Below are 19,738 nucleotides of genomic sequence, written 5' to 3'. Positions count from 1 at the left end.
CAAATGTTATTCAAACGTGATCAGCACCGGATGGCCAAGATTGGCAACCACAACCTGCTGCAGTTGATCTATGAAACCAAGCACAGTTGGGACCATGCTAAAGAAACCGAGAAGGCCGTCTATGAAAGCCACGTCAACACCGAGCTGGCGGACCGCACCAAGCTACAAGAGAAGAAGTATCTCTATCTCTACAAGAAGGCGCGGGCCCGTAAGCTGCATGGTTATCTGAGCGACCTCGTGATTCAACAGTAAGGATGAGCAGGATGAAGGGAATTTTTATTTCGTTTGAAGGACCAGATGGCGCAGGCAAAACCAGCGTCCTCAAGGCAGTCAATCAAGCTTTGAGCGAGCAGTTGGGCGAGGACCAGGTGCTCTTAACCCGGGAGCCCGGTGGTGACCGGATTGCTGAACAGATCCGCGATGTATTGTTTGATGATCAAAACACGAACATGGATCCGCGAACGGAGGCGTTGCTTTTCGCAGCAGCCCGTCGTCAGCATGTGGTTGAAGACATTGAACCGGCTTTACGTGCGGGCAAGGTGGTTTTGAGCGACCGTTATGTGGACAGTTCCGTCGCTTACCAGGGTGGCGGCCGTCACTTGGGTATTGACGACATCTGGGAGTTGAACGAGTTTGCCATCCATGACCTGCTGCCTGAACTGACGGTCTATCTGGATGTGCCGTCTGAAGTGGGGCTGAAGCGGATTGCCCAGCACCGGTCCGACCAGGTTAACCGTTTGGATCGGGAAAAGCTGGCCTTTCATCGCCGGGTGCGTCAGGCCTTTCTGACCCTGGCTAAACGCCATCCCCACCGGATTGTGGTCGTGGACGCCGATGTGGATCTGGCCACGGTTATCCAAGAGGTCAAGCAGCTGATCCACTCTCGTTTCCCATCGCTCTTAGCTTAGGCAAATAACTGGAGGTTATGAATGATGAAAATGATTATCGCAGTTGTGCAGAACAAGGACAGTAACCATTTGCGGATTGCCCTCGCGAAGGCGCATTTCGGGGCGACCCAACTATCCACCACGGGGAGCTTTCTGCAGTCAAAGAACTCAACTTTCATGATTGTGGTCAAAGACGAGCAGGTCGATGATGTGTTGGCGGTGATCAAGAAGCATGCCAAGACGCGTGAGCAGTTCATGACCCCGTCGGCATACATTGATAATGCTGCCAACTCCATGCCCGTTAATGTGCAAGTTGGCGGTGCAACCGTCTTTGTCCTACCCGTTGATTCAATGTTCCATTTCTAGTTAGGAGTGACCAGCCTTGCCGGAATTGAAGGCAGAAAAATTACAACCAACCATTCTGCACCGTTTCCAGCAGGTGATTGCTCATCATGAACTGGCGCACGCCTATCTGCTGGTGGGGCCCGATGGTGCGGGTAAGCAGGAGTTGGCACAATGGCTGACTTTGATGCTGTTCTGTCGCCACGTCACTGATGGTCGCCCGGACCTGACTTGTCCCGAGTGTCAGCGGGTCTTGAGCGGCAACCATCCCGACGTGGTGGTGGCCAAAGCAGAGGGTCGGCAGATCAAGGTGGATCAAGTTCGTCACTTGAAGGCTGAGTTCACCAAGTCCGGCATGGAAGGCCAGCGCAAGGTCTTCATCATTGAAGATGCCGACAAGCTGACCACCGGGGCGGCGAACAGCCTGTTGAAGTTTATTGAAGAACCAGGGCCGGGCATCTATATTTTCATGCTCTCGAATAACAAGAATGCGGTGTTGCCGACCATTCAGTCACGAACCCAGATTGTGGAAATGCAGCCACTGAGTCCGGATTCGCTGGCCCAGCAATTGACGACAGCTGGCGTTCCCCAGGAGTTGCAGCCGATCGTCACTGGCCTAACTGACTCGGTCACGGAAGCACAATCCTGGATGCAGGATGACTGGTTGAAACAGGTGGTGGCCAATATTGTCCGTTGGTTTAAGGAGACGGCAACGGGTAACCTGGAAAGTTTTGTGGATATCCAGGAGAGTTTTGTCCCCTTAGTATCCGGTCATGACCGCGAAGCCACGTGCCTGGACCTGATGTCTTTAATCTGGCGGGATGCGCTGGTCATTGCGTCACACGCGGATGGCCGTCTTTATTATCAACACTATCAATCCACTCTGCAGGCGGCTTTGCGTCAGTTGTCGGTGGATCAAGTATTGGCGGCCAGCCACATCGCGTTGACCAGCCGCAAGTTGTTGGATCAGAATATCAGTTTCCAAAATGTTGCTGAGCAGGAAACACTGCGGATCTTGAAAGAAACTGCGCATTTGTGATGAAAGGAGTTCCACATGGTTCAAAAAAGTGATCAAGAAAGCATTTATGATCGGTTTAGCACCGTCACGAAGCAAACCAAGGACCTCTTGGAAAGCATCAATGCCCTGTCCGACCAAGTCAGTCAGCTGTTGGCCGAAAACGTTAAACTATCGATGGAAAACGAGCATTTGCGCTCCCAATTAACCGGGAAGAAGGACAACGACGAGGGCCTGTCTAATTCGCGAAAGATCTTAAAGAAGCTGTACCAAGAAGGCTTCCATGTGTGCAACGACATGTACGGCAAACGGTTGGGCAAGAACGAATCTTGTACTTTCTGCCTAGAAACCATCTATGGCCGGCACGAACCAAAGGAAAAGGGGCATTCACATGCAAACAGTCTCTAGTTTCCAATCCAAAGGCGGCAAGCTCTACCTGGTGCCGACACCGATTGGCAACCTGGACGATATGACGATGCGGGCAATCAAAGTATTGAAAACTGTGGACCTGATTGCCGCCGAAGACACCCGTCATACGCAGATGCTGCTGAACCATTTTGGTATTGAGACCAAATCAATCTCACTGCATGAACACAATAAAGCACAGCGGGTACCGCAGCTGCTGGAAAAGTTGCAAGCCGGCACCGTGATGGCTCAGTGCAGCGATGCGGGGATGCCATCCATTTCGGACCCCGGCAAGGAACTGGTTGCAGCCGCCGTCAAAGCTGGGATTCCAGTCATTCCGCTGCCAGGCGCCAATGCTGGTTTAACGGCACTGATTGCTTCGGGCCTGGCACCACAGCCTTTTTACTTCTATGGCTTTTTAGACCGGAAGCACCAGCAGCAGTTGACCGAGTTGAATCAACTGAAGAACCATCCCGAGACGTTGATCTTCTATGAGGCACCGCACCGGTTGAAGAAGACCCTGCAGAGCATGGTGGAAGTGTTTGGTAGCGATCGGCCGGCCGTCCTGGCACGGGAATTGACCAAGCGCTACGAAGAGTTTTCGCGCGGCAGTCTTGGCGAACTGCTGGAACATGTTAGTCAACAGGCACCACGGGGCGAATTCGTGATCTTGGTAGCCGGCAACGACCATCCAGAGAAGGCGGCTGCAGAAACCAGTGGCACGCCACGGGAGCAGATTGAAAAGGAAATTGTGAACGGCCTATCGACGAATGAGGCCATCAAGGTAGTGGCCAAGCGCCTGGGGATCAAGCGGCAGGTCCTCTATCAGCAATACCATCAGTTTTAGGAGTAGACATGGAAGAGAAAGAAACCCTCAAAGAATACCGGATGAATTATCAGCTCGCCTATTTTGACTGTGACTATACTGGCCACTTAAGTCTTGAAATGATGCTGATGCTGATGATTTTAGCGTCGGAAAAACAAAATGATTCATTGGGCACCGGCATGAAGGCCACGCAAAAGTTTGGCGCTGGCTGGGTGATCCTCGACTATGAAGGTCACTTGAACGGAGAATTGCCGCGGGATGGCGAGAATATTACCGTTGGTTGCAAGATTGCCGCTTATAACCGCTTTTTCGTTGTCCGTGATTTCTGGCTGGAAAATGCGGCGGGCAAGCAAGTGGCAACCGTCCGTGGCATGTTTACCTTCATGGACTTGAAGAAGCGGAAGATGACGCCAATTCCGGAAGCAATCATGGCCCCTTATGAGCAAAAAGCGACGATTCGTTTGCCGCGGCCTAAGTCGCCCGACAAGGTGGAAGTAGATGACCGTTGGCAGAGCAAGGACTATCAAACCCGTTATGCCGACATTGATAGCAATGGTCACGTAAATAACGCCCGCTATGTTGAATGGCTGTTAGATGCTTTGCCGGCCGGCTTTCTCGCTGATCACCGGCTGACTGGTTTTCGGCTGAACTACCGGCATGAGGTGCGGCCACATTCCTTGGTCACGAGCATGGTTGCGCCGTTTGATGCGGATGCTGATGAAATGACCAGTCAACACGTCATTCAGGTGGCCGGTCAGACGCATGCGTCGGCCAGCTTTGATTGGCAAAAGATTTAATCAATTATTAGAGAACAAAACAGCTGCCAATACTGGGTATCCAGATATTGGCAGCTATTTTTTTGTACATTGATAGTTAGTTGTCACGTTCGATTAAGCGGTTAGCGGTTGACCGTTGCTGAAAAAGGTGACAGGAGAAGCCGATCAACATGCCGCAGATACCAAAACTCAGCCAGCCGAAGCCATTGTTGAAGAATGGGAAGTAGTGCTGGGCAAAAGAGATCAGGCTTTGGATCAATGATAATTGCTTCAATGGCGCTGGTGCAGCGTTCAGCATGTCGAAGAAGGCCGGGATCAGGGTCAGCCCAGTGGTGATCCGGTAAACCAACGGATCGTTGTTGAAGAGTGGCGAAGTGATCCCCAAGATGATCAAGGTGATGGCTAAGGGGTAGAGGAACATCAATACTGGCGTTGACCAGGCAATGATCTGGTTCAGCCCGCAGTTGGCAACCAAGAAGGACAATAAGCAGTTGAAGCGAAGAAATGTCTTGTAGGAAATACGGGGGAAACGGCGGTGAAAGTCTTGGGAGAAGGCAATTACTAAGCCCATTGCCGAAGTCATGCAAGTGATGGTCGCTAGAGTGGCGAGAAGTGCGTCACCTATCGTTCCAAGGTAGTAGTGGGCCAGTTGCGCCAGGGTGATGCCACCGTTTGCGGCGAGGCTGTAGTGGTGAAGGCTGGTAGCACCTAACCAGGTCAGGCCGAGATAGATTAAAGCGATTCCGGCCAAACCAAAGCAGCTACTCTTAGCAGCGGCAAGGGCAACATGGCTGGGCTTCTTCAGGCCGAAAGCGCGGATGGCAGTGATAACGGTGATCCCAAAAGCCAGTGAGGCCAGGCCGTCCATAGTGTTGTATCCCTGCAGGAAACCGTTGGTAAAGGCATTGTGCAGGTAAGGAGTGGTGATGTTAGTTGCGTTGGCAGCTCCTAGCGGCCGGTAAAAAGCCATCAGGAATAAACAGAACAATAGCAAGAGAAAGGCTGGGTTCAGCAACTTACCGATCAGGCTGGTGATTTTGTTTTGCCGGGCAGCAAAGTAATAAGTGATGGCAAAGAACAGCGCTGAGTAGATCAAAAGTCCCATGGTGTTGTGAGCGGCCGACAAGTGTGGTGCAATACCAATAGTGTAAGGAACAGTGGCCGTCCGTGGGGTCGCAAAGAGTGGACCCAGAGTGGCGTGGATTAAAATTAAGAAGGCCAAGGCGTACCAGTGACCAATTGGCTTGGCCAGGTCATAAATACCGTTGGACCGGGTAATACAAATTGCCAGCAGGGCCATTAAGGGAATTAAAACTCCGGAAATCAGGAAGCCACTACTCGCGGTTAGCCAGTGACCGCCAGCCATCTGACCTAGGTGAACGGGGAAAATCAGGTTGCCGGCACCAAACAGCATGCCGAAAATCAGTGAAGCAATGATAATTGTGCGCTTAAAGTTCAATTTTTCGTTAGTCATAATTGTCAACCCCTTTGATAAATGCTCAAAATTGATTCTCATCGACGGTACAAAAAAAGTCCTTCCCGAGCTAATTGCTCAGAAAGGACGCGTGGGCGTGTTACCACCTTCATTTACACCACCATCACTGGTAGTGCCTCAATCCGTACGTGAAAAAATCAGATACGGTGGCGCTATAACGGGCGTACCCGCCTAAAACTTCCAGGATGGTCGTTCTAGTCACTCCGGGGCTACTTTCATCTTTCTGACCGTGGCCTAACTCACACTGACATAGGCTCGCTTTGCACTGACCAGGAAGATTACTTTCCCCTTCATCGTGTTTCTTGTACCGTGATTTGAAATTGTTAATACCATAAACCGAGCAGATGGCGAAGTCAAGAGAATTATGAGAAAAATCTAATCTTTTTTCTAAGATAAATCTAATGGGCAAAGTTAAGTCAACCAAAATATTTTCTTAAGTTCAATGAGAAAGCCTAACGTGGTATTCTAAAACTAACGAATAACAGGAAGTGGAGATAATGGAAAAAGGCTTAGTTGGATACATGTATCTACAACCAGACCGTTTAAGCTTGCGGATTGTTGATAATGACCGTCATCAATTGATTACCCAAGCCGATTCTGGTTCACTTCACGTGGGTACCAATCGGATCGGTAACTATCCGGAAAATATCGATACGATCGAAAGCAACTTGTTAGGCTTCAAGCGGATTATGAAGGATTACGCGGTGACCAACTACCGCTTATTCGGATCGTTAATCGACATGAATTCAATGACCGGTGAGTATGTTGCCAGTCAGATCAAGGTCCGTACCGGTCTGCACATTGATTGGATCAATAAGAATCAACGTTTGGCGGGGCTGCTCAGTGCCATTAACAATAACGTCAAGCAATCCTTGCACAAGCCATTGACCGGCTATGTCCTCTGTTTAGGACTGAGTATCAGTGATCTGGCCTACTTCAAGGATGGCAATTACGTCACCTCATATGAAATCGACCTGGGAAAGGCACGTCTGAGTCAACTGGCCGATAACCTGCGGCAGACGACTGTCACACCAAGTGAAATCATTACCGACTACATCAGTTCCAAGCTGGAATATCTGGTGCCCGAATTGGGTCACGGCGAGGCGTCAACTTTGTATGTCCAGGGATTGTCTCGGCTGAAAACTAGCCAGTCAAAGCTCGATCAGGTGGTGGAGTACGACCAAAACGACTTCATGAATCGTTACCACCACTTGCTGGATTCTTCTTTGCAAGAGCAAGCGGCAGAGTACCAAGCTGATGAACAAAGCGTGCAATGGGTTCTGCCCGGCTACTTGATCTTGCGCCAGACGATGCGTTTGCTGAACACGAATCAACTCTACTTAACCGGGGTTGACGAAATTAACGGCTTGGACGAAATCGTACACGATCCGGAACAGCTAACCCGGATGGTCAAGACCGAAGCCGACAACCTGGCCGTACGTTATGGGGCCGATTCCGACCACAAGCGCTTCGTTACCAAGGTTGCTTTGCAATTATTCGATGCTTTAAAGCCGATTCACCGCTTGGACGACCATTACCGGCTGCTTTTGGAGATTGCCTGCAAGGTTGACGATATTGGGAACTTCATCAATCCACAGGGGCACTACCGGCATTCAGCCTATATCTTGGAAGCGCGGCCGTTGATTGGCCTGTCGGATCGTGAAAATCAAGTGGTGGCCGAAGTTTCGCGTTATCACAGTGCCGAAACACCAGAAGTTGACCAACCACACTACATGCAGTTGGATAGTGCCATTCAATTGCAGGTTGCCCAGCTGGCTGCCATTTTGCGGGTGGCCGATTCACTGGACGACTCGCGGTTGCAAAAGATCATTCATGTTCGTCTGAAATTGGTTGGCAACGACTTGCAGATCCGGGTAATCACGACGGACGACCTGGTACTTGAAGGATGGGCGTTCCAGCGGAAGAACCGTCTGTTCACCGAAGTCTACGGACTGCATCCGCAATTGATTGTTGAGGGGGAGAAATAATGGAGTATCAAGACTTCTATCAACCACAAAACTATGTTAACCGTGAATTATCATGGATTGATTTCAATGGTCGGGTCTTGGAAGAAGCCATGGACCCGAGCAACCCGTTATTGGAACGGGCCAATTTCTTGGGCATTACGCAGAGCAACGTGGATGAATTCTTCATGGTCCGGGTTGCTTCCTTGCATAAACTGAGTGCGGCTCATGTGACCACAACGGATGCTTCCGGAATGACACCCCAAGAACAATTGGATGCGGTCAACGCAAAGGAACACCGGATGGTCGAAAAGCGTTACCAAGTCTACAATGAACATCTACTGCCGGATCTGAACAAAGAGGACATCAAGATTCTGCCGGTCAGCAGTTTGGACGAGCACGACCATGAATTTGCCCAGCGTTTCTTCGATGACCAACTGATGCCGGTGTTGACACCGTTAGCGGATGATGTTTCCCGGCCGTTCCCATTCATTAACAACGGCTCCTTGAACGTGGCCGTTAAATTGATGCGGGATGCCCATGCAAAGGAAGTCTCCAAGCAGGAAATCTTGGAAGGGGACCAAGAAGTGAAGGGGACAATCCAAGAGCCCCACGAAATGAAGAATGATCCCGACAACATGGACTTTGCCACCATCCGGGTCCCAAGCAACTACCAACGGCTGGTCAAGCTGCCCGGCAAGAACCATTTCGTGCTGATCGATGACATCATCAAGAACTTCATGGCGGCCCTGTTCCCGGGTTTCACCATTCTGGCTAGCGGCACTTTCCGGGTTATGCGGGACATGGACTTAGATGTGGCCGAAGAAGATACCTCCGACTTGCTGCGGGCGGTTCAACACCAGCTGCGGGCTCGGGAACACGGCCAGGTCATGCGTTTGGAAATTGAACGCGACTTTGACTCCTGGTTGGAGAAACACCTGACCGAAAATCTGAACGTTTCGGAAAAGGCGGTTTACCGGGTCGATGGACCAGTGGACCTGACCTTCTTGAAGAAACTGTCTGGTAAGGTTACTGGCCATAATGAACTGCGCTACAAACCATTCACCCCATACCAAGATCCGGTCTTGGATATGGATCACGATATTTTTGCCGCTATTCGGGAGAAGGACCACTTGCTCCAGCACCCTTATGAGAGCTTCCAGTCCGTGGTCCACTTCATTCATCAAGCGGCCATTGACAAGGAAACTTTGGCGATCAAGATGACTTTGTACCGGGTTTCCGGAAATTCGCCAATCATTAAATATTTAGGCATGGCAGCACAACGCGGTAAGCAGGTAACGGTCCTAGTTGAAGTCAAGGCACGGTTCGATGAAAAGAACAATGTCCGCTGGGCCCGGCGCCTGGAACAGATGGGCTGTCACGTTATCTATGGTCTGGCTGGTTTGAAGACCCACTGTAAGTTAGCCTTGGTTATTCGGCGGGACAAAGATGGTATCCGTCGTTACATGCACCTGGGCACTGGTAACTACAACGATGTCACTGCTAACTTCTACACCGACATGGGTTTGCTTACCTGTGACTATGAACTGGGCCAGGACATGACCAACCTGTTTAACATGCTGTCTGGTTTCGCGCGGCCGCGTTACTTCCACAAGCTGCATGTTTCGCCGGATGGCATTCGGGCCTTCATCAACAAGAAGATTGATGCGCAGATTGCGATTGCCGAAGATGGCAACCCAGCCATGATCTGCATGAAGATGAATTCGTTGTCGGATAAACAGATCATTGCTCATTTGTACGAAGCAGCCAATGCGGGGGTCAAAGTGCACTTGATCGTGCGGGGCATCACCTGCCTGCGCAACGACTTGCCGGAATTACACGATAACATTGAGGTCCACTCCATTGTCGGCCGCTTCCTGGAACACTCACGGATTTACTACTTCATCGGCAACGGTCACGAAGAGATTTACCTGGCCAGTGCCGACATGATGACCCGGAACTTGAATCGGCGGGTAGAAGAGCTGTACCCTGTTCAAGAAGCTGATGCCAAAGCAAAGGCCATTCAGATTTTCAAGGATATGTGGAAAGACAACGTCAAGGCACGGCGGCTGGTTGGTGACGATTATGTCCGCATCCAACGTGACGGTGCGCCAGCCTTCAATTGCCAGCAGCACTTCATGGATGAAGCATTAGCCAAGGAAAAGGCGCAAAAGCGTGACGAAAAGGCCCACAAATCGGGTGCGAATGGTGTTTTCGAAACGTTGAGCAAACATATTCCGTTACTGCACCTGAAGCACAACGAGGAGGACATTGATGAGTAATTTAGCTGTAATCGACTTAGGATCAAACTCGTGCCGCTTGCGGATCAACCAAATCTTTAGCGGCGGACAAACCAAGTTACTGCGCTACGAAAAAGAGTATGTGCGTTTGTCAGAAAACATGGGTCCCGAACACATGCTGCAAGAGGGGCCCATGCAACGGACGATCGACACCCTGAAGCGCTATAAAGAGGTTTGCCAAAGCCTGGACGTTACCTTGATTGCCGTGGCCACGGCGGCAGTTCGGCAAGCCACAAACCAGCAGTTGTTCCTGGAGCGGGTGAAGAAAGAAACTGGCCTGACCTTTCACGTGATTTCTGGTGAGCGGGAGGCCTACCTTGATTACGTTGGGGTTTCCAATACTCTGCCGCTGGAGAACGGTTTGATCATGGATACTGGTGGTGCCAGTATGGAGTTGATCCTAGTTGATGAGGGCCAGGCTGAGGAATTGATCAGCCTGCCGATTGGATCGGTCTTATTATCACAAAACTACCACTTAAACGACCAAGTTGACTCCGCCGACTTGTATGACGCCATCATCAAGGTGGATCAGGTTTTGGCGGGCCAGCGCTGGCTCAACCGGGCACGGCATACACGGGTTGTGGCCTTGGGTGGCAGCAACCGGGCGCTGGCAAAGATGTACCGGTGGAAGCTCAATTCCAATCCGAACAAGGTGCGCTCCGTTCACGGCTTGACCATTCAAACCAACGACGCCTATGAGCTGATGTATGAGCTGCTCAGTACCGACCGGGCCGGCCGCTCCGAGATTCGTGGGATCAACAGTTCGCGGGCGGATGTGATCATTGGCGGACTCTTGCCTCTAATGGCCATCCTGCGGCAGTTGAACATGCCAGAAGTGACCTTCAGCAACAACGGTTTGCGAGAAGGCTTGCTCTTTGAATACCTGAACCACCACGTTGATTTGGAAGATTTGCAGGAAATTTAAGTAAAATATTTAGTAAAAATGCTATAATTAATCTAATCAAATAAAATTGGAGGAGTCAGTAGTATGTCAATTCTTGTTTGTGGTGGTGCCGGTTACATCGGTTCACACATGGTCAAAGATCTGATCGAACACGGCCAAGATGTTGTCGTGGCCGATAACTTGTCAACGGGACACAAGAAGGCGATCAATCCTCAGGCAAAGTTTTACCAGGGTGACATTCGCGACCGGGCCTTCCTTGACCGGATCTTTATCAACGAAAACATTGAAGCCGTTGTTCACTTTGCGGCCTTTTCCATTGTTCCTGAATCGATGGAGAAGCCATTAAAGTACTTTGATAACAACACTGGCGGCATGATTACACTTTTGGAAGCCATGCACGACTTTGGCGTTAAGTACATTGTCTTCAGTTCAACGGCCGCTACTTACGGTGTGCCCGAACACATGCCAATCAAGGAAACTGATCCGCAGAAGCCAATCAACCCATATGGCCTGTCCAAGTTGATGATGGAACACATGATGGCTTGGGCTGATAAAGCATACGGCATCAAGTTCGTTGCCCTGCGTTACTTCAACGTTGCTGGTGCGGCTCCGGATGGTACGATTGGTGAAGATCACGGTCCTGAAACGCACCTGGTACCAATCATCCTGCAAGTTGCCCAGGGCAAGCGCAAGGAATTGAGCATTTTCGGTGACGACTACAACACGCCTGATGGCACCAACGTTCGTGACTATGTTCATGTCATGGACCTGGCGGATGCCCACATTCTGGCATTGAAGTACTTGAAGGCGCACAACCAGTCCAACCAGTTCAACCTGGGTTCATCCACTGGCTTCTCCAACAAGCAGATGCTCGAAGCTGCCCGGGAAGTAACGGGTAAACCAATTCCGGCAAAGATTGCCCCACGGCGTCCTGGTGACCCTGATGCTTTAGTTGCGGCAAGCGACAAGGCGCGGGAAGTCTTAGGCTGGAAACCAAAGTATGATAATGTGCACGACATCATTGCTACTGCTTGGAAGTGGCACTCCACCCACCCAAAGGGCTATGATGATCGTAATTAATAAGTAGAAAAGATAAAGGGAGCGCGGCACTTGGCTACGCTCCCTTTTTAACCTTCGCTTGCTTATGGTAAGATACTACTTGTGATTGAAAGGACGGAAAAACAATGAAAGTATTGGCGATTGACACATCAAATCAACCCATGAGCATCGCTTTAGTTGAAGATGACACGCTGAAGGCGACAACGACGCTGAATACCGTGCTGAATCATAGTATTTACGTATTGCCAACCATTGACAACTTATTCAAGCGGGTTGGCTGGGAACCCCAAGACATAGACCGGGTCGTTGTGGCAAAGGGGCCTGGTTCCTACACCGGGATTCGGATTGCGGTGACGACGGCCAAGACACTGGCGATGACGCTCAAGAAGGAACTCGTCGGTGTTTCAAGCCTGCAGGTATTGGCCAGCAACCTGCCACCCGTTGCAGATCAGTTGATTGTGCCCTTTATGGATGCACGCCGCGGTAACGTTTTTGCCGGCATTTACCAATATGACGGCGATCAACAGCTCCAGTCGGTAGTCAAGGATCAACACCTGGCCTTCGCCGAATTACTGCAGTTAATCGAGCAACAGGGGAAGGCAGCTGTTTTGGTCGGTAAAATGACGAAACGCATTCAGCGGCAAGGGCTGACACTGCCCGACCAAGTGGAACTGTTACCGGCTAGTTACGCCTTCCCAAGCACCTACCGTTTGGCCTTGATGGGCGAAAAACTGGCACCAGTAAAGCAGATCGATAACTTTGTGCCCGATTACCTGCGTTTGACACAAGCTGAACGCGATTGGCAAAAACAACATCCGGGGGCTAAACCGCAAAATTATGTTGAGGAAGTTTAAAAATCAATTGACAAACCTTTTTGAGTCCCGTGTTGGTGGCGAGACGTTGCGCTTTAATCCGCGCACAGTTGAGGTTGACCACACAATGATTGTCGTCAAGCAGGCAAGTCGTGACGATATTCCAGCTATGGTGGCTGTCGAGCAGGCGATTTACGGATTTGCACCGTGGAACAATGCTGCTTTTGAGTCTGAACTGAGTCATAAACGCCGCCTTTATTTGGTTGCGGAAAATCCGGAAACCAAGACGGTGTTGGCCTTTGCCGGCTTGTCGATTAACGATTTCGAAGCCGAAAGCCATATCACCAATATCGGGGTGGCGCCAGATGTGCAGCGACGAGGCTTAGGCAGTCGCTTGCTGAAGATCTTGATGCTGGTCAGCCGTGAGTGTGGGATGAAGACGATCTCTTTGGAGGTGCGCCGGTCCAACCATGATGCGCAACGACTATATGAACGCCTAGGCTTCGTGACCCAGCAGCTCCGTAGAAAATATTATGTGGACAATGGTGAAGACGCCTACGAGATGAGCTTGAATTTAGAGGGAGAGCAGAAAAATCATGACAGAAGATAAATTGATTCTGGCATTTGAATCGAGTTGTGATGAAACCAGTGTGGCGGTAATCAAAAATGGAACCGAGATCCTATCAAACATCGTGGCCACTCAAATCGCCAGCCACCAGCGTTTTGGTGGAGTGGTTCCAGAAGTGGCCAGCCGTCACCACATCGAATGGGTCACCCGGTGCATTCATGAAGCATTGGATGAAGCCCAGGTTAGCTATGATGACTTAGCCGGCGTGGCGGTTACGTATGGTCCTGGCTTAGTGGGGTCATTGTTGATCGGGGTCACGGCGGCCAAAACTGTTGCCTGGGCCCACCATCTGCCGTTGATTCCGGTCAACCACATGGCCGGCCACATCTATGCTGCTCGCTTTGTAGGTGACTTTGTTTTTCCACAAATGGCCCTCTTGGTTTCTGGCGGGCACACGGAACTGGTTTACATGCCTAAGGAACACGAATACCAGATCATCGGTGAAACCCGTGATGATGCCGCCGGTGAAGCTTACGATAAGATTGGCCGGGTGATGGGGGTTAATTATCCTGCCGGCAAGACCGTTGACGAGTGGGCCCATCAAGGCAAGGATACCTTCCACTTCCCGCGGGCAATGGAAAATGAAGACAACCTGGACTTCAGCTTTAGCGGTTTAAAGAGCGCCTTCATCAACACCTGCCACAACGCCGACCAGCGTGGTGAAAAGCTGAACAAGAACGACCTGGCTGCCAGCTTCCAGCAGAGTGTCGTTGATGTACTGGCCGAAAAGACAATGACGGCGCTGGACCAATACTCTGTTAAGCAACTGATCCTGGCCGGTGGGGTAGCGGCTAACCATGGTCTCCGTGATCGGCTAAACCACGATATGGCCCGCTACTATCCGCAAGTGAAGATGCTGCAGGCACCGCTCAAGTATTGTGGTGACAACGCGGCGATGATAGGTGCGGCCGGTTATATCAATTATCTTCATGGCGATCGGGCTGGCCTGGACTTGAATGCCGTGCCGGGCTTGTCATTCCCACGTCTAACACCAGTCGAAGAATAAAGTTAAAGACAAAAAATTACGCCAACACCCAAGAGCGGATGTTGGCGTATTTTTTCGATTATTGTTGATCAAACTTATTGTTGATCAAAATCTTCTAGCTTTTCGGCGGCAGTCGTCCATTGCTCTTCGAGGTCATCCAAGTGCTGCTGGCTGTTGTCGAGGTCCTTCTGCAGGTCACTCAACTTGGCAATGTCGGTCGCCACGTCCGGTACACTCATCTGCTTTTCGATCTCATCGTGTTTCTGCTGCCACTCATCCATCTGTTTTTCGAGGTCGTCAACGGCCCGCTGCAGTTTACGGCGATCACGCTGCTTCTGCTTGCTGGCACGGTAATCCTTCTGGCCAGTCGAAGCGGTCTTGCTGACGGGAGCGGAGTCGTTACTGGTCTTATCTGCCGCTGCCTGTGCCTGCTTCTCCTTGGCAGCAACGTAATCATCGTAGTTGCCAGGGTAACGCGTGATGCCAGTGGCAGTCATGGCTAAGATGTCGGTTGCAACCTTGTTTAAGAAGTAACGGTCGTGGGAGATGAAGAGAACCGTACCAGGGAAGTCATTGATGGCCGTTTCCAACACTTCACGACTGTCAATGTCTAAGTGGTTAGTCGGTTCATCAAGGATGAGGAAGTTGATCGGCTTGAATGAAAGTTTGGTTAATTCCAGCCGGGCCTTCTGACCACCACTAAGTTCACTGACTTGCTTGTAAACGTCGTCGCCAACGAAGAGGAAACTACCCAATAAAGAGCGGATCTGACTTTCGTTGATTTCAGGGTGGTCATCCCAGACTTCGTTTAACACATTCTTTTCCGGGTGCAGCTGCTGTTGCTCTTGGTCGTAGTAACCGATGTCCAAGTTGGCACCCAGTCGAATGGTCCCGCTGATGGCCGGCAGCTGGTGCAGGATGGTTTTCAATAAGGTTGATTTACCAATCCCATTGGGACCAATAATCCCAAAGCGTTGTCCCTTGCGCTCCGCAAATGAAAGGGGACCAGCCAATACGTGTTCGTTGTAACCGATCTTCAACTGATCGACATCCAAAACCTCGTTGCCGCTGGCGTGGTCCTGGTGGAACTGGAAGTGGATGGATTGATCGTCATTGACGGGCTTCTCAAGCCGGTCCATCTTTTCCAGTTGCCGGCGCCGGGCTTGTGCCTGCTTGGTCGTCGATGCTCGCACCAGGTTACGGTTGACATAATCTTCCAGCTTGGCAATCTTTTTCTGCTGCTGTTCGTAATGCTTCATCGCCGTCTGCAAACGGTGAGTCTTCTCGGTGACGAAAGCTGAATAGTTGCCGGTATAGTGAGTCAGGGTGCCGTTAGCAAGGTCGTAAACCTCATTGACAACCCGGTCCAAAAAATAACGGTCGTGGGTGACGATCAACAGGGCACCATCATAACCCCGCAGGTAATCTTCCAGCCAACTCAGGACGTTCATGTCCAGGTGGTTGGTCGGTTCGTCGAGCATTAATAATTGGGGCTGCTGCAACAAAATTTTGGCCAAGGCCAGTTTCGTCTTCTGGCCGCCAGACAGGGAGTTGACGGACAGCTGCCACATTGATTCATCGAAACCAAAGCCCTGTAAAACACCCCGCATGCGGGATGCATAAGAAAAACCGCCTTCCTTTTTATACAAGGTTTGCAGCTGGTCGTACTTCTTCATTAAGCGGTCGTAACTATCATCATGAGGGCCATCTGCCATTTGAGTTTCCATTTCGCGTAGTTGTGACTCTTGCTGGTGCAATTTGGTAAAAACGGTGTCCAACTCCGCCCAAATTGAATTTTCACTGTCCAATCCTTGGTCTTGAGCCAAATATCCGATGGTCAGGCCTTGTGATTTAGTGATTGTCCCTTCATCTGGACTCGTGATCCCAGCGATCATTTTGAGAAGGGTGGTCTTGCCAGCACCGTTGCGACCCACTAATGCGACCCGTGCATGATCATTGATTTGCAAATTGATATTGTGAAATAAAACGTCGGCACCAAAGCGGCGGAGGACGTTATTGGTTTGCAATAAGAGCATTTTTATTCATCAAAATCCTTTATTTGTAGTAACAAACTGATTTTAGCATATTTTAGGTAAAACTGGTGCTTCACAAAGTTAGTGAAAGTGCTAAAATAATTAGTGGATTATTTCACAAGCTAATTGACGAATGGAGGAAATGGTTGTGGCCAATCGAAAAATTCCGCGGGCAACGGCTAGGCGGCTACCGGTATATTATCGTTACCTAAACGTTCTGCTCAATGCGAATAAAAAGCGTGTTTCATCTACTGAATTGTCTAAAGCCGTACAGGTCGATTCGGCAACTATCCGACGGGACTTTTCCTATTTTGGTGAACTCGGCAAGCGGGGTTATGGCTACGACGTCGAGAACCTCCTGAAGTTCTTCCGAGGAATCTTAAACCAGGACAAGCTGACCAGTGTGGCACTGGTTGGTGTTGGGAGTCTGGGCAGCGCCCTAATGAACTACAACTTCCACCAGAACACCAATCTGCGGATCAGTGCCGCCTTTGACCCAAAGAAGGAACTGGCTAATACCATCAAGAGTGGCATTCCGGTATACCCAGCCGATGAACTGGTGGAACAGATTAAGGACCAGCAAATCGACATTGTCATCTTAACGGTGCCGGCTTCACAAGCACAGAAGGTCACGGACCAGCTGATTTCCGCTGGCGTACATGGTATTTTGAACTTCTCACCGGTGCGGCTGTCGGTGCCAAAGGATGTGCAAGTGCAAAATATTGATATGACGAATGAACTGCAAACCTTGACTTACTTCATCGAAAGCAACCGGTTAAACGCCAAGGACGAGCAGGAAAAATAGTTGAATAAATAGAATACACGTGGTTGACCCTGATTGGTGCGACCGCGTGTTTTTCTTTAATCACGACCAAGAGCAGGACACGGCGGATAACTGGTAAAAGTCAAAATTAGTCAAACTAATTGGTTGCAATTCTCCTGCATAATGGTATAGTAGACAATGTAATTAGCACTTGGGATGTCTGAGTGCTAACACCTCACTAAGGTGAGTGCTAATGAAAATAATTAAGCAATGATGGAGGGATTAACGTGTTAAAACCATTAGGAGATCGCGTTGTTCTGAAGGCGCAAGAAAATGAAGAACAAACCGTTGGTGGTATTGTTTTAGCTTCTAATGCCAAGGACAAGCCAACGACTGGTGAAGTTGTCGCTGTCGGTGAAGGCCGGATGTTAGACAACGGCACTAAGGTTCCAGTTAGTGTTAAGAAGGGCGACAAGGTTCTTTTTGACAAGTACGCTGGCAATGAAGTTGAATACGAAGGGCAGAAGTACCTGGTTGTTCACGAAAAAGATTTAGTCGCTGTGCTTGACTAAAACGATATTTCCAATTAGATGAGGTGAAAATTTATGGCAAAGGAATTGAAATTCTCTGAAGATGCTCGTTCAGCTATGCTGCGCGGTGTCGATAAGTTAGCAGACACTGTCAAGACGACTATTGGTCCAAAGGGTCGTAACGTTGTTTTGGAACAAAGCTACGGTTCTCCTACGATCACTAACGACGGTGTAACGATTGCTAAGTCCATTGATCTGGAAGACCACTTTGAAAACATGGGTGCTAAGTTGGTATCCGAAGTTGCTTCCAAGACCAACGACATTGCCGGTGATGGTACCACCACTGCTACTGTTCTGACCCAGGCAATTGTTAACGAAGGTATGAAGAACGTTACTGCCGGTGCTAACCCAGTTGGCATTCGTCGTGGGATTGAAAAGGCTACGAAGGCTGCTGTTGAAGGTCTGCACAAGATGAGCCACGACGTTAAGACCAAGGATGACATTGCACAGATTGCTTCGATTTCTGCTGCTAACCCTGAAGTTGGTAAGCTGATCGCCGACGCAATGGAAAAGGTTGGTCACGATGGTGTAATCACGATTGAAGATTCTCGTGGTGTTGACACCAGCGTTAACGTTGTTGAAGGGATGAGCTTCGATCGTGGTTACATGTCTCAATACATGGTAACCGACAACGACAAGATGGAAGCTGACTTGGACAACCCTTACATCCTGATCACTGACAAGAAGATCAGCAACATTCAAGACATCTTGCCATTGCTGCAATCCGTTGTTCAGCAAGGCCGGGCTCTGTTGATCATTGCCGATGACATCACCGGTGAAGCACTGCCAACCTTAGTTCTGAACAAGATTCGTGGTACCTTCAATGTATGTGCTGTTAAGGCTCCTGGCTTCGGTGACCGTCGTAAGGCTCAACTGCAAGATATCGCCGTTCTGACTGGTGGTACCGTTGTTTCCGACGACTTAGGCATGCAATTGAAGGACGTAACCATTGATCAACTAGGTCAAGCTAACAAGGTTACGGTTACCAAGGACGCAACCACGATCGTTGATGGCGCTGGTGAAAAGAGTGCCATTGCTGACCGGGTTGACCAGATCAAGCAAGCTATCGCAGCTACTAACTCCGAATTCGACAAGGAGAAGCTGCAAGAACGCTTAGCCAAGTTATCTGGCGGTGTTGCCGTTGTTAAGGTCGGTGCTGCTACCGAAACTGAATTGAAGGAAAAGAAGTACCGGATTGAAGATGCTTTGAACGCTACCCGTGCTGCCGTTCAGGAAGGCTTTGTTCCTGGTGGTGGTACTGCTCTGGTTAACGTCATGAACGAACTGGACAACGTTGAAACTGCCGGCGACGACGAAGCAACTGGTGTTAAGATCGTCAAGGCTGCCTTGACTGCACCTGTTCGTCAGATCGCTGAAAACGCTGGTGTTAACGGCGCCGTTATTGTTAACCAGCTGCAAAACGAAAAGCCAGGTGTCGGCTACAACGCTGCCACTGGCAAGTTCGAAGACATGGTTAGCGCCGGTATCGTTGACCCAACCAAGGTTACCCGTTCAGCATTACAGAACGCTGCTTCAGTATCCGCTCTGCTGCTGACTACGGAAGCCGTTGTTGCTGACAAGCCTGAACCAAAGAACGCTGCTCCTGCTGCTCCAGCCGGTGGTGCCGGCGCAGGCATGGGCGGCATGATGTAATCTCCCATCATTAAGTAAAAAATCGGCTGTAAAAGGCCACATGAAAAGCGTGACGAAAGCCTGGAATGGTTTTGGTCACGCTTTTTAATTTCCTGGGAAATAATTTTGATAAAATTGACTAACGTTTGCCTATGTGACAGCCGTCAATCTATGTTGCCACAGGTTGAGATCATCATAGCGATAATTGAGATGAAAGTTGGTTTTCGTTTGTTGCAAAAGCATTTGATTAATTATAATATGAGTTAGTTATCTCAATTAAAGTACACAAACTTACCAAAACATTGAGTTGGGAGGGGAGATA

At 49.9% G+C, this 19,738-nt stretch carries 19 protein-coding genes and 1 other annotated feature; of the genes, 17 read left to right on the top strand and 2 right to left on the bottom strand.

Annotated elements, in window-relative coordinates; translation table 11 throughout:
- Positions 1-3 precede the first annotated feature (3 nt).
- From IV45_RS01070 to IV45_RS01040, 7 genes are read left to right on the top strand one after another with little or no spacing between them, the layout of a single operon-like run.
- Entirely contained in the window at positions 4-252 is a 249-nt protein-coding gene (locus tag IV45_RS01070; protein ID WP_057739783.1) for a YaaL family protein, read from the top strand.
- A gap of 11 nt (positions 253-263) precedes the next feature.
- On the top strand, positions 264-908 hold the full coding sequence (gene tmk / locus IV45_RS01065) for a dTMP kinase (protein ID WP_057739781.1): 645 nt from the start codon (positions 264-266) through the stop codon (positions 906-908).
- 24 nt (positions 909-932) lie between these two features.
- Positions 933-1,253: a cyclic-di-AMP receptor gene (locus tag IV45_RS01060; RefSeq protein WP_057739944.1), complete on the top strand. Its 321-nt coding sequence runs from the start codon at positions 933-935 to the stop codon at positions 1,251-1,253.
- Positions 1,254-1,269: 16 nt separating this feature from the next.
- On the top strand, positions 1,270-2,268 hold the full coding sequence (gene holB, locus IV45_RS01055) for a DNA polymerase III subunit delta' (RefSeq protein WP_057739780.1): 999 nt from the start codon (positions 1,270-1,272) through the stop codon (positions 2,266-2,268).
- Positions 2,269-2,283: 15 nt separating this feature from the next.
- The gene (locus IV45_RS01050; RefSeq protein WP_057739778.1) at positions 2,284-2,652 is read left to right on the top strand and encodes a DNA replication initiation control protein YabA; all 369 of its coding nucleotides are present in this window, start codon (positions 2,284-2,286) and stop codon (positions 2,650-2,652) included.
- Entirely contained in the window at positions 2,636-3,496 is an 861-nt protein-coding gene (gene rsmI, locus IV45_RS01045; RefSeq protein WP_057739776.1) for a 16S rRNA (cytidine(1402)-2'-O)-methyltransferase, read from the top strand. The genes IV45_RS01050 and rsmI overlap by 17 nt, the downstream gene beginning before the upstream one ends.
- Positions 3,497-3,504: 8 nt before the next feature.
- Positions 3,505-4,272 carry an acyl-[acyl-carrier-protein] thioesterase gene (locus IV45_RS01040; RefSeq protein ID WP_057739774.1) on the top strand — a complete coding sequence of 256 codons (768 nt, stop codon included), beginning with the start codon at positions 3,505-3,507 and terminating at the stop codon, positions 4,270-4,272.
- A 76-nt stretch (positions 4,273-4,348) separates the two neighbouring features.
- Here IV45_RS01040 and brnQ read toward each other — a convergent pair whose 3' ends face one another.
- On the bottom strand, positions 4,349-5,725 hold the full coding sequence (brnQ, locus tag IV45_RS01035) for a branched-chain amino acid transport system II carrier protein (protein WP_057739772.1): 1,377 nt from the start codon (positions 5,723-5,725) through the stop codon (positions 4,349-4,351).
- 80 nt (positions 5,726-5,805) lie between these two features.
- Positions 5,806-6,049 (bottom strand) — a binding site (T-box leader).
- A gap of 194 nt (positions 6,050-6,243) precedes the next feature.
- On the opposite strand from brnQ, the gene IV45_RS01030 reads away from it, so the two are divergent.
- The 7 genes from IV45_RS01030 (at position 6,244) to tsaD (ending at position 14,419) form a co-directional block, all read left to right on the top strand.
- Entirely contained in the window at positions 6,244-7,734 is a 1,491-nt protein-coding gene (locus IV45_RS01030) for a hypothetical protein (protein ID WP_057739770.1), read from the top strand.
- The gene (locus tag IV45_RS01025; RefSeq protein ID WP_057739769.1) at positions 7,734-9,992 is read left to right on the top strand and encodes an RNA degradosome polyphosphate kinase; all 2,259 of its coding nucleotides are present in this window, start codon (positions 7,734-7,736) and stop codon (positions 9,990-9,992) included. Before IV45_RS01030 ends, IV45_RS01025 begins: the two co-directional genes overlap by 1 nt.
- Complete coding sequence (locus IV45_RS01020; RefSeq protein ID WP_057739767.1) at positions 9,985-10,935, top strand: Ppx/GppA family phosphatase; 951 nt, start codon at positions 9,985-9,987, stop codon at positions 10,933-10,935. The genes IV45_RS01025 and IV45_RS01020 overlap by 8 nt, the downstream gene beginning before the upstream one ends.
- A 63-nt stretch (positions 10,936-10,998) precedes the next feature.
- Entirely contained in the window at positions 10,999-11,994 is a 996-nt protein-coding gene (gene galE, locus IV45_RS01015) for a UDP-glucose 4-epimerase GalE (protein WP_057739765.1), read from the top strand.
- 104 nt (positions 11,995-12,098) lie between these two features.
- Positions 12,099-12,827, top strand: coding sequence for a tRNA (adenosine(37)-N6)-threonylcarbamoyltransferase complex dimerization subunit type 1 TsaB (gene tsaB / locus IV45_RS01010; protein ID WP_057739763.1), 729 nt, complete (start codon positions 12,099-12,101; stop codon positions 12,825-12,827).
- A gap of 7 nt (positions 12,828-12,834) precedes the next feature.
- Complete coding sequence (rimI, locus tag IV45_RS01005; RefSeq protein ID WP_057739761.1) at positions 12,835-13,395, top strand: ribosomal protein S18-alanine N-acetyltransferase; 561 nt, start codon at positions 12,835-12,837, stop codon at positions 13,393-13,395.
- On the top strand, positions 13,382-14,419 hold the full coding sequence (gene tsaD / locus IV45_RS01000) for a tRNA (adenosine(37)-N6)-threonylcarbamoyltransferase complex transferase subunit TsaD (RefSeq protein ID WP_057739758.1): 1,038 nt from the start codon (positions 13,382-13,384) through the stop codon (positions 14,417-14,419). Before rimI ends, tsaD begins: the two co-directional genes overlap by 14 nt.
- A 74-nt stretch (positions 14,420-14,493) precedes the next feature.
- Here tsaD and IV45_RS00995 read toward each other — a convergent pair whose 3' ends face one another.
- The gene (locus IV45_RS00995) at positions 14,494-16,434 is read right to left on the bottom strand and encodes an ABC-F family ATP-binding cassette domain-containing protein (protein WP_057739756.1); all 1,941 of its coding nucleotides are present in this window, start codon (positions 16,432-16,434) and stop codon (positions 14,494-14,496) included.
- A gap of 145 nt (positions 16,435-16,579) precedes the next feature.
- On the opposite strand from IV45_RS00995, the gene IV45_RS00990 reads away from it, so the two are divergent.
- From IV45_RS00990 to groL, 3 genes are all read left to right on the top strand, one after another.
- Positions 16,580-17,236, top strand: a complete 657-nt coding sequence (locus IV45_RS00990; protein WP_057739754.1) for a redox-sensing transcriptional repressor Rex — start codon at positions 16,580-16,582, stop codon at positions 17,234-17,236.
- Between the two features lie 245 nt (positions 17,237-17,481).
- The gene (gene groES / locus IV45_RS00985) at positions 17,482-17,766 is read left to right on the top strand and encodes a co-chaperone GroES (RefSeq protein WP_057739753.1); all 285 of its coding nucleotides are present in this window, start codon (positions 17,482-17,484) and stop codon (positions 17,764-17,766) included.
- 33 nt (positions 17,767-17,799) lie between these two features.
- A complete protein-coding gene (gene groL, locus IV45_RS00980) occupies positions 17,800-19,437 on the top strand; it encodes a chaperonin GroEL (RefSeq protein WP_057739751.1) in 1,638 nt (545 codons plus the stop codon).
- Positions 19,438-19,738: the final 301 nt, after the last annotated feature.

Origin of the sequence: Limosilactobacillus secaliphilus (genome assembly GCF_001437055.1) — a bacterium.
GTDB classification, from domain to species: domain Bacteria; phylum Bacillota; class Bacilli; order Lactobacillales; family Lactobacillaceae; genus Limosilactobacillus; species Limosilactobacillus secaliphilus.
The sequence above is the reverse complement of the archived record's forward strand: the minus strand, read 5'-3'. Positions and strand labels throughout refer to the sequence as shown.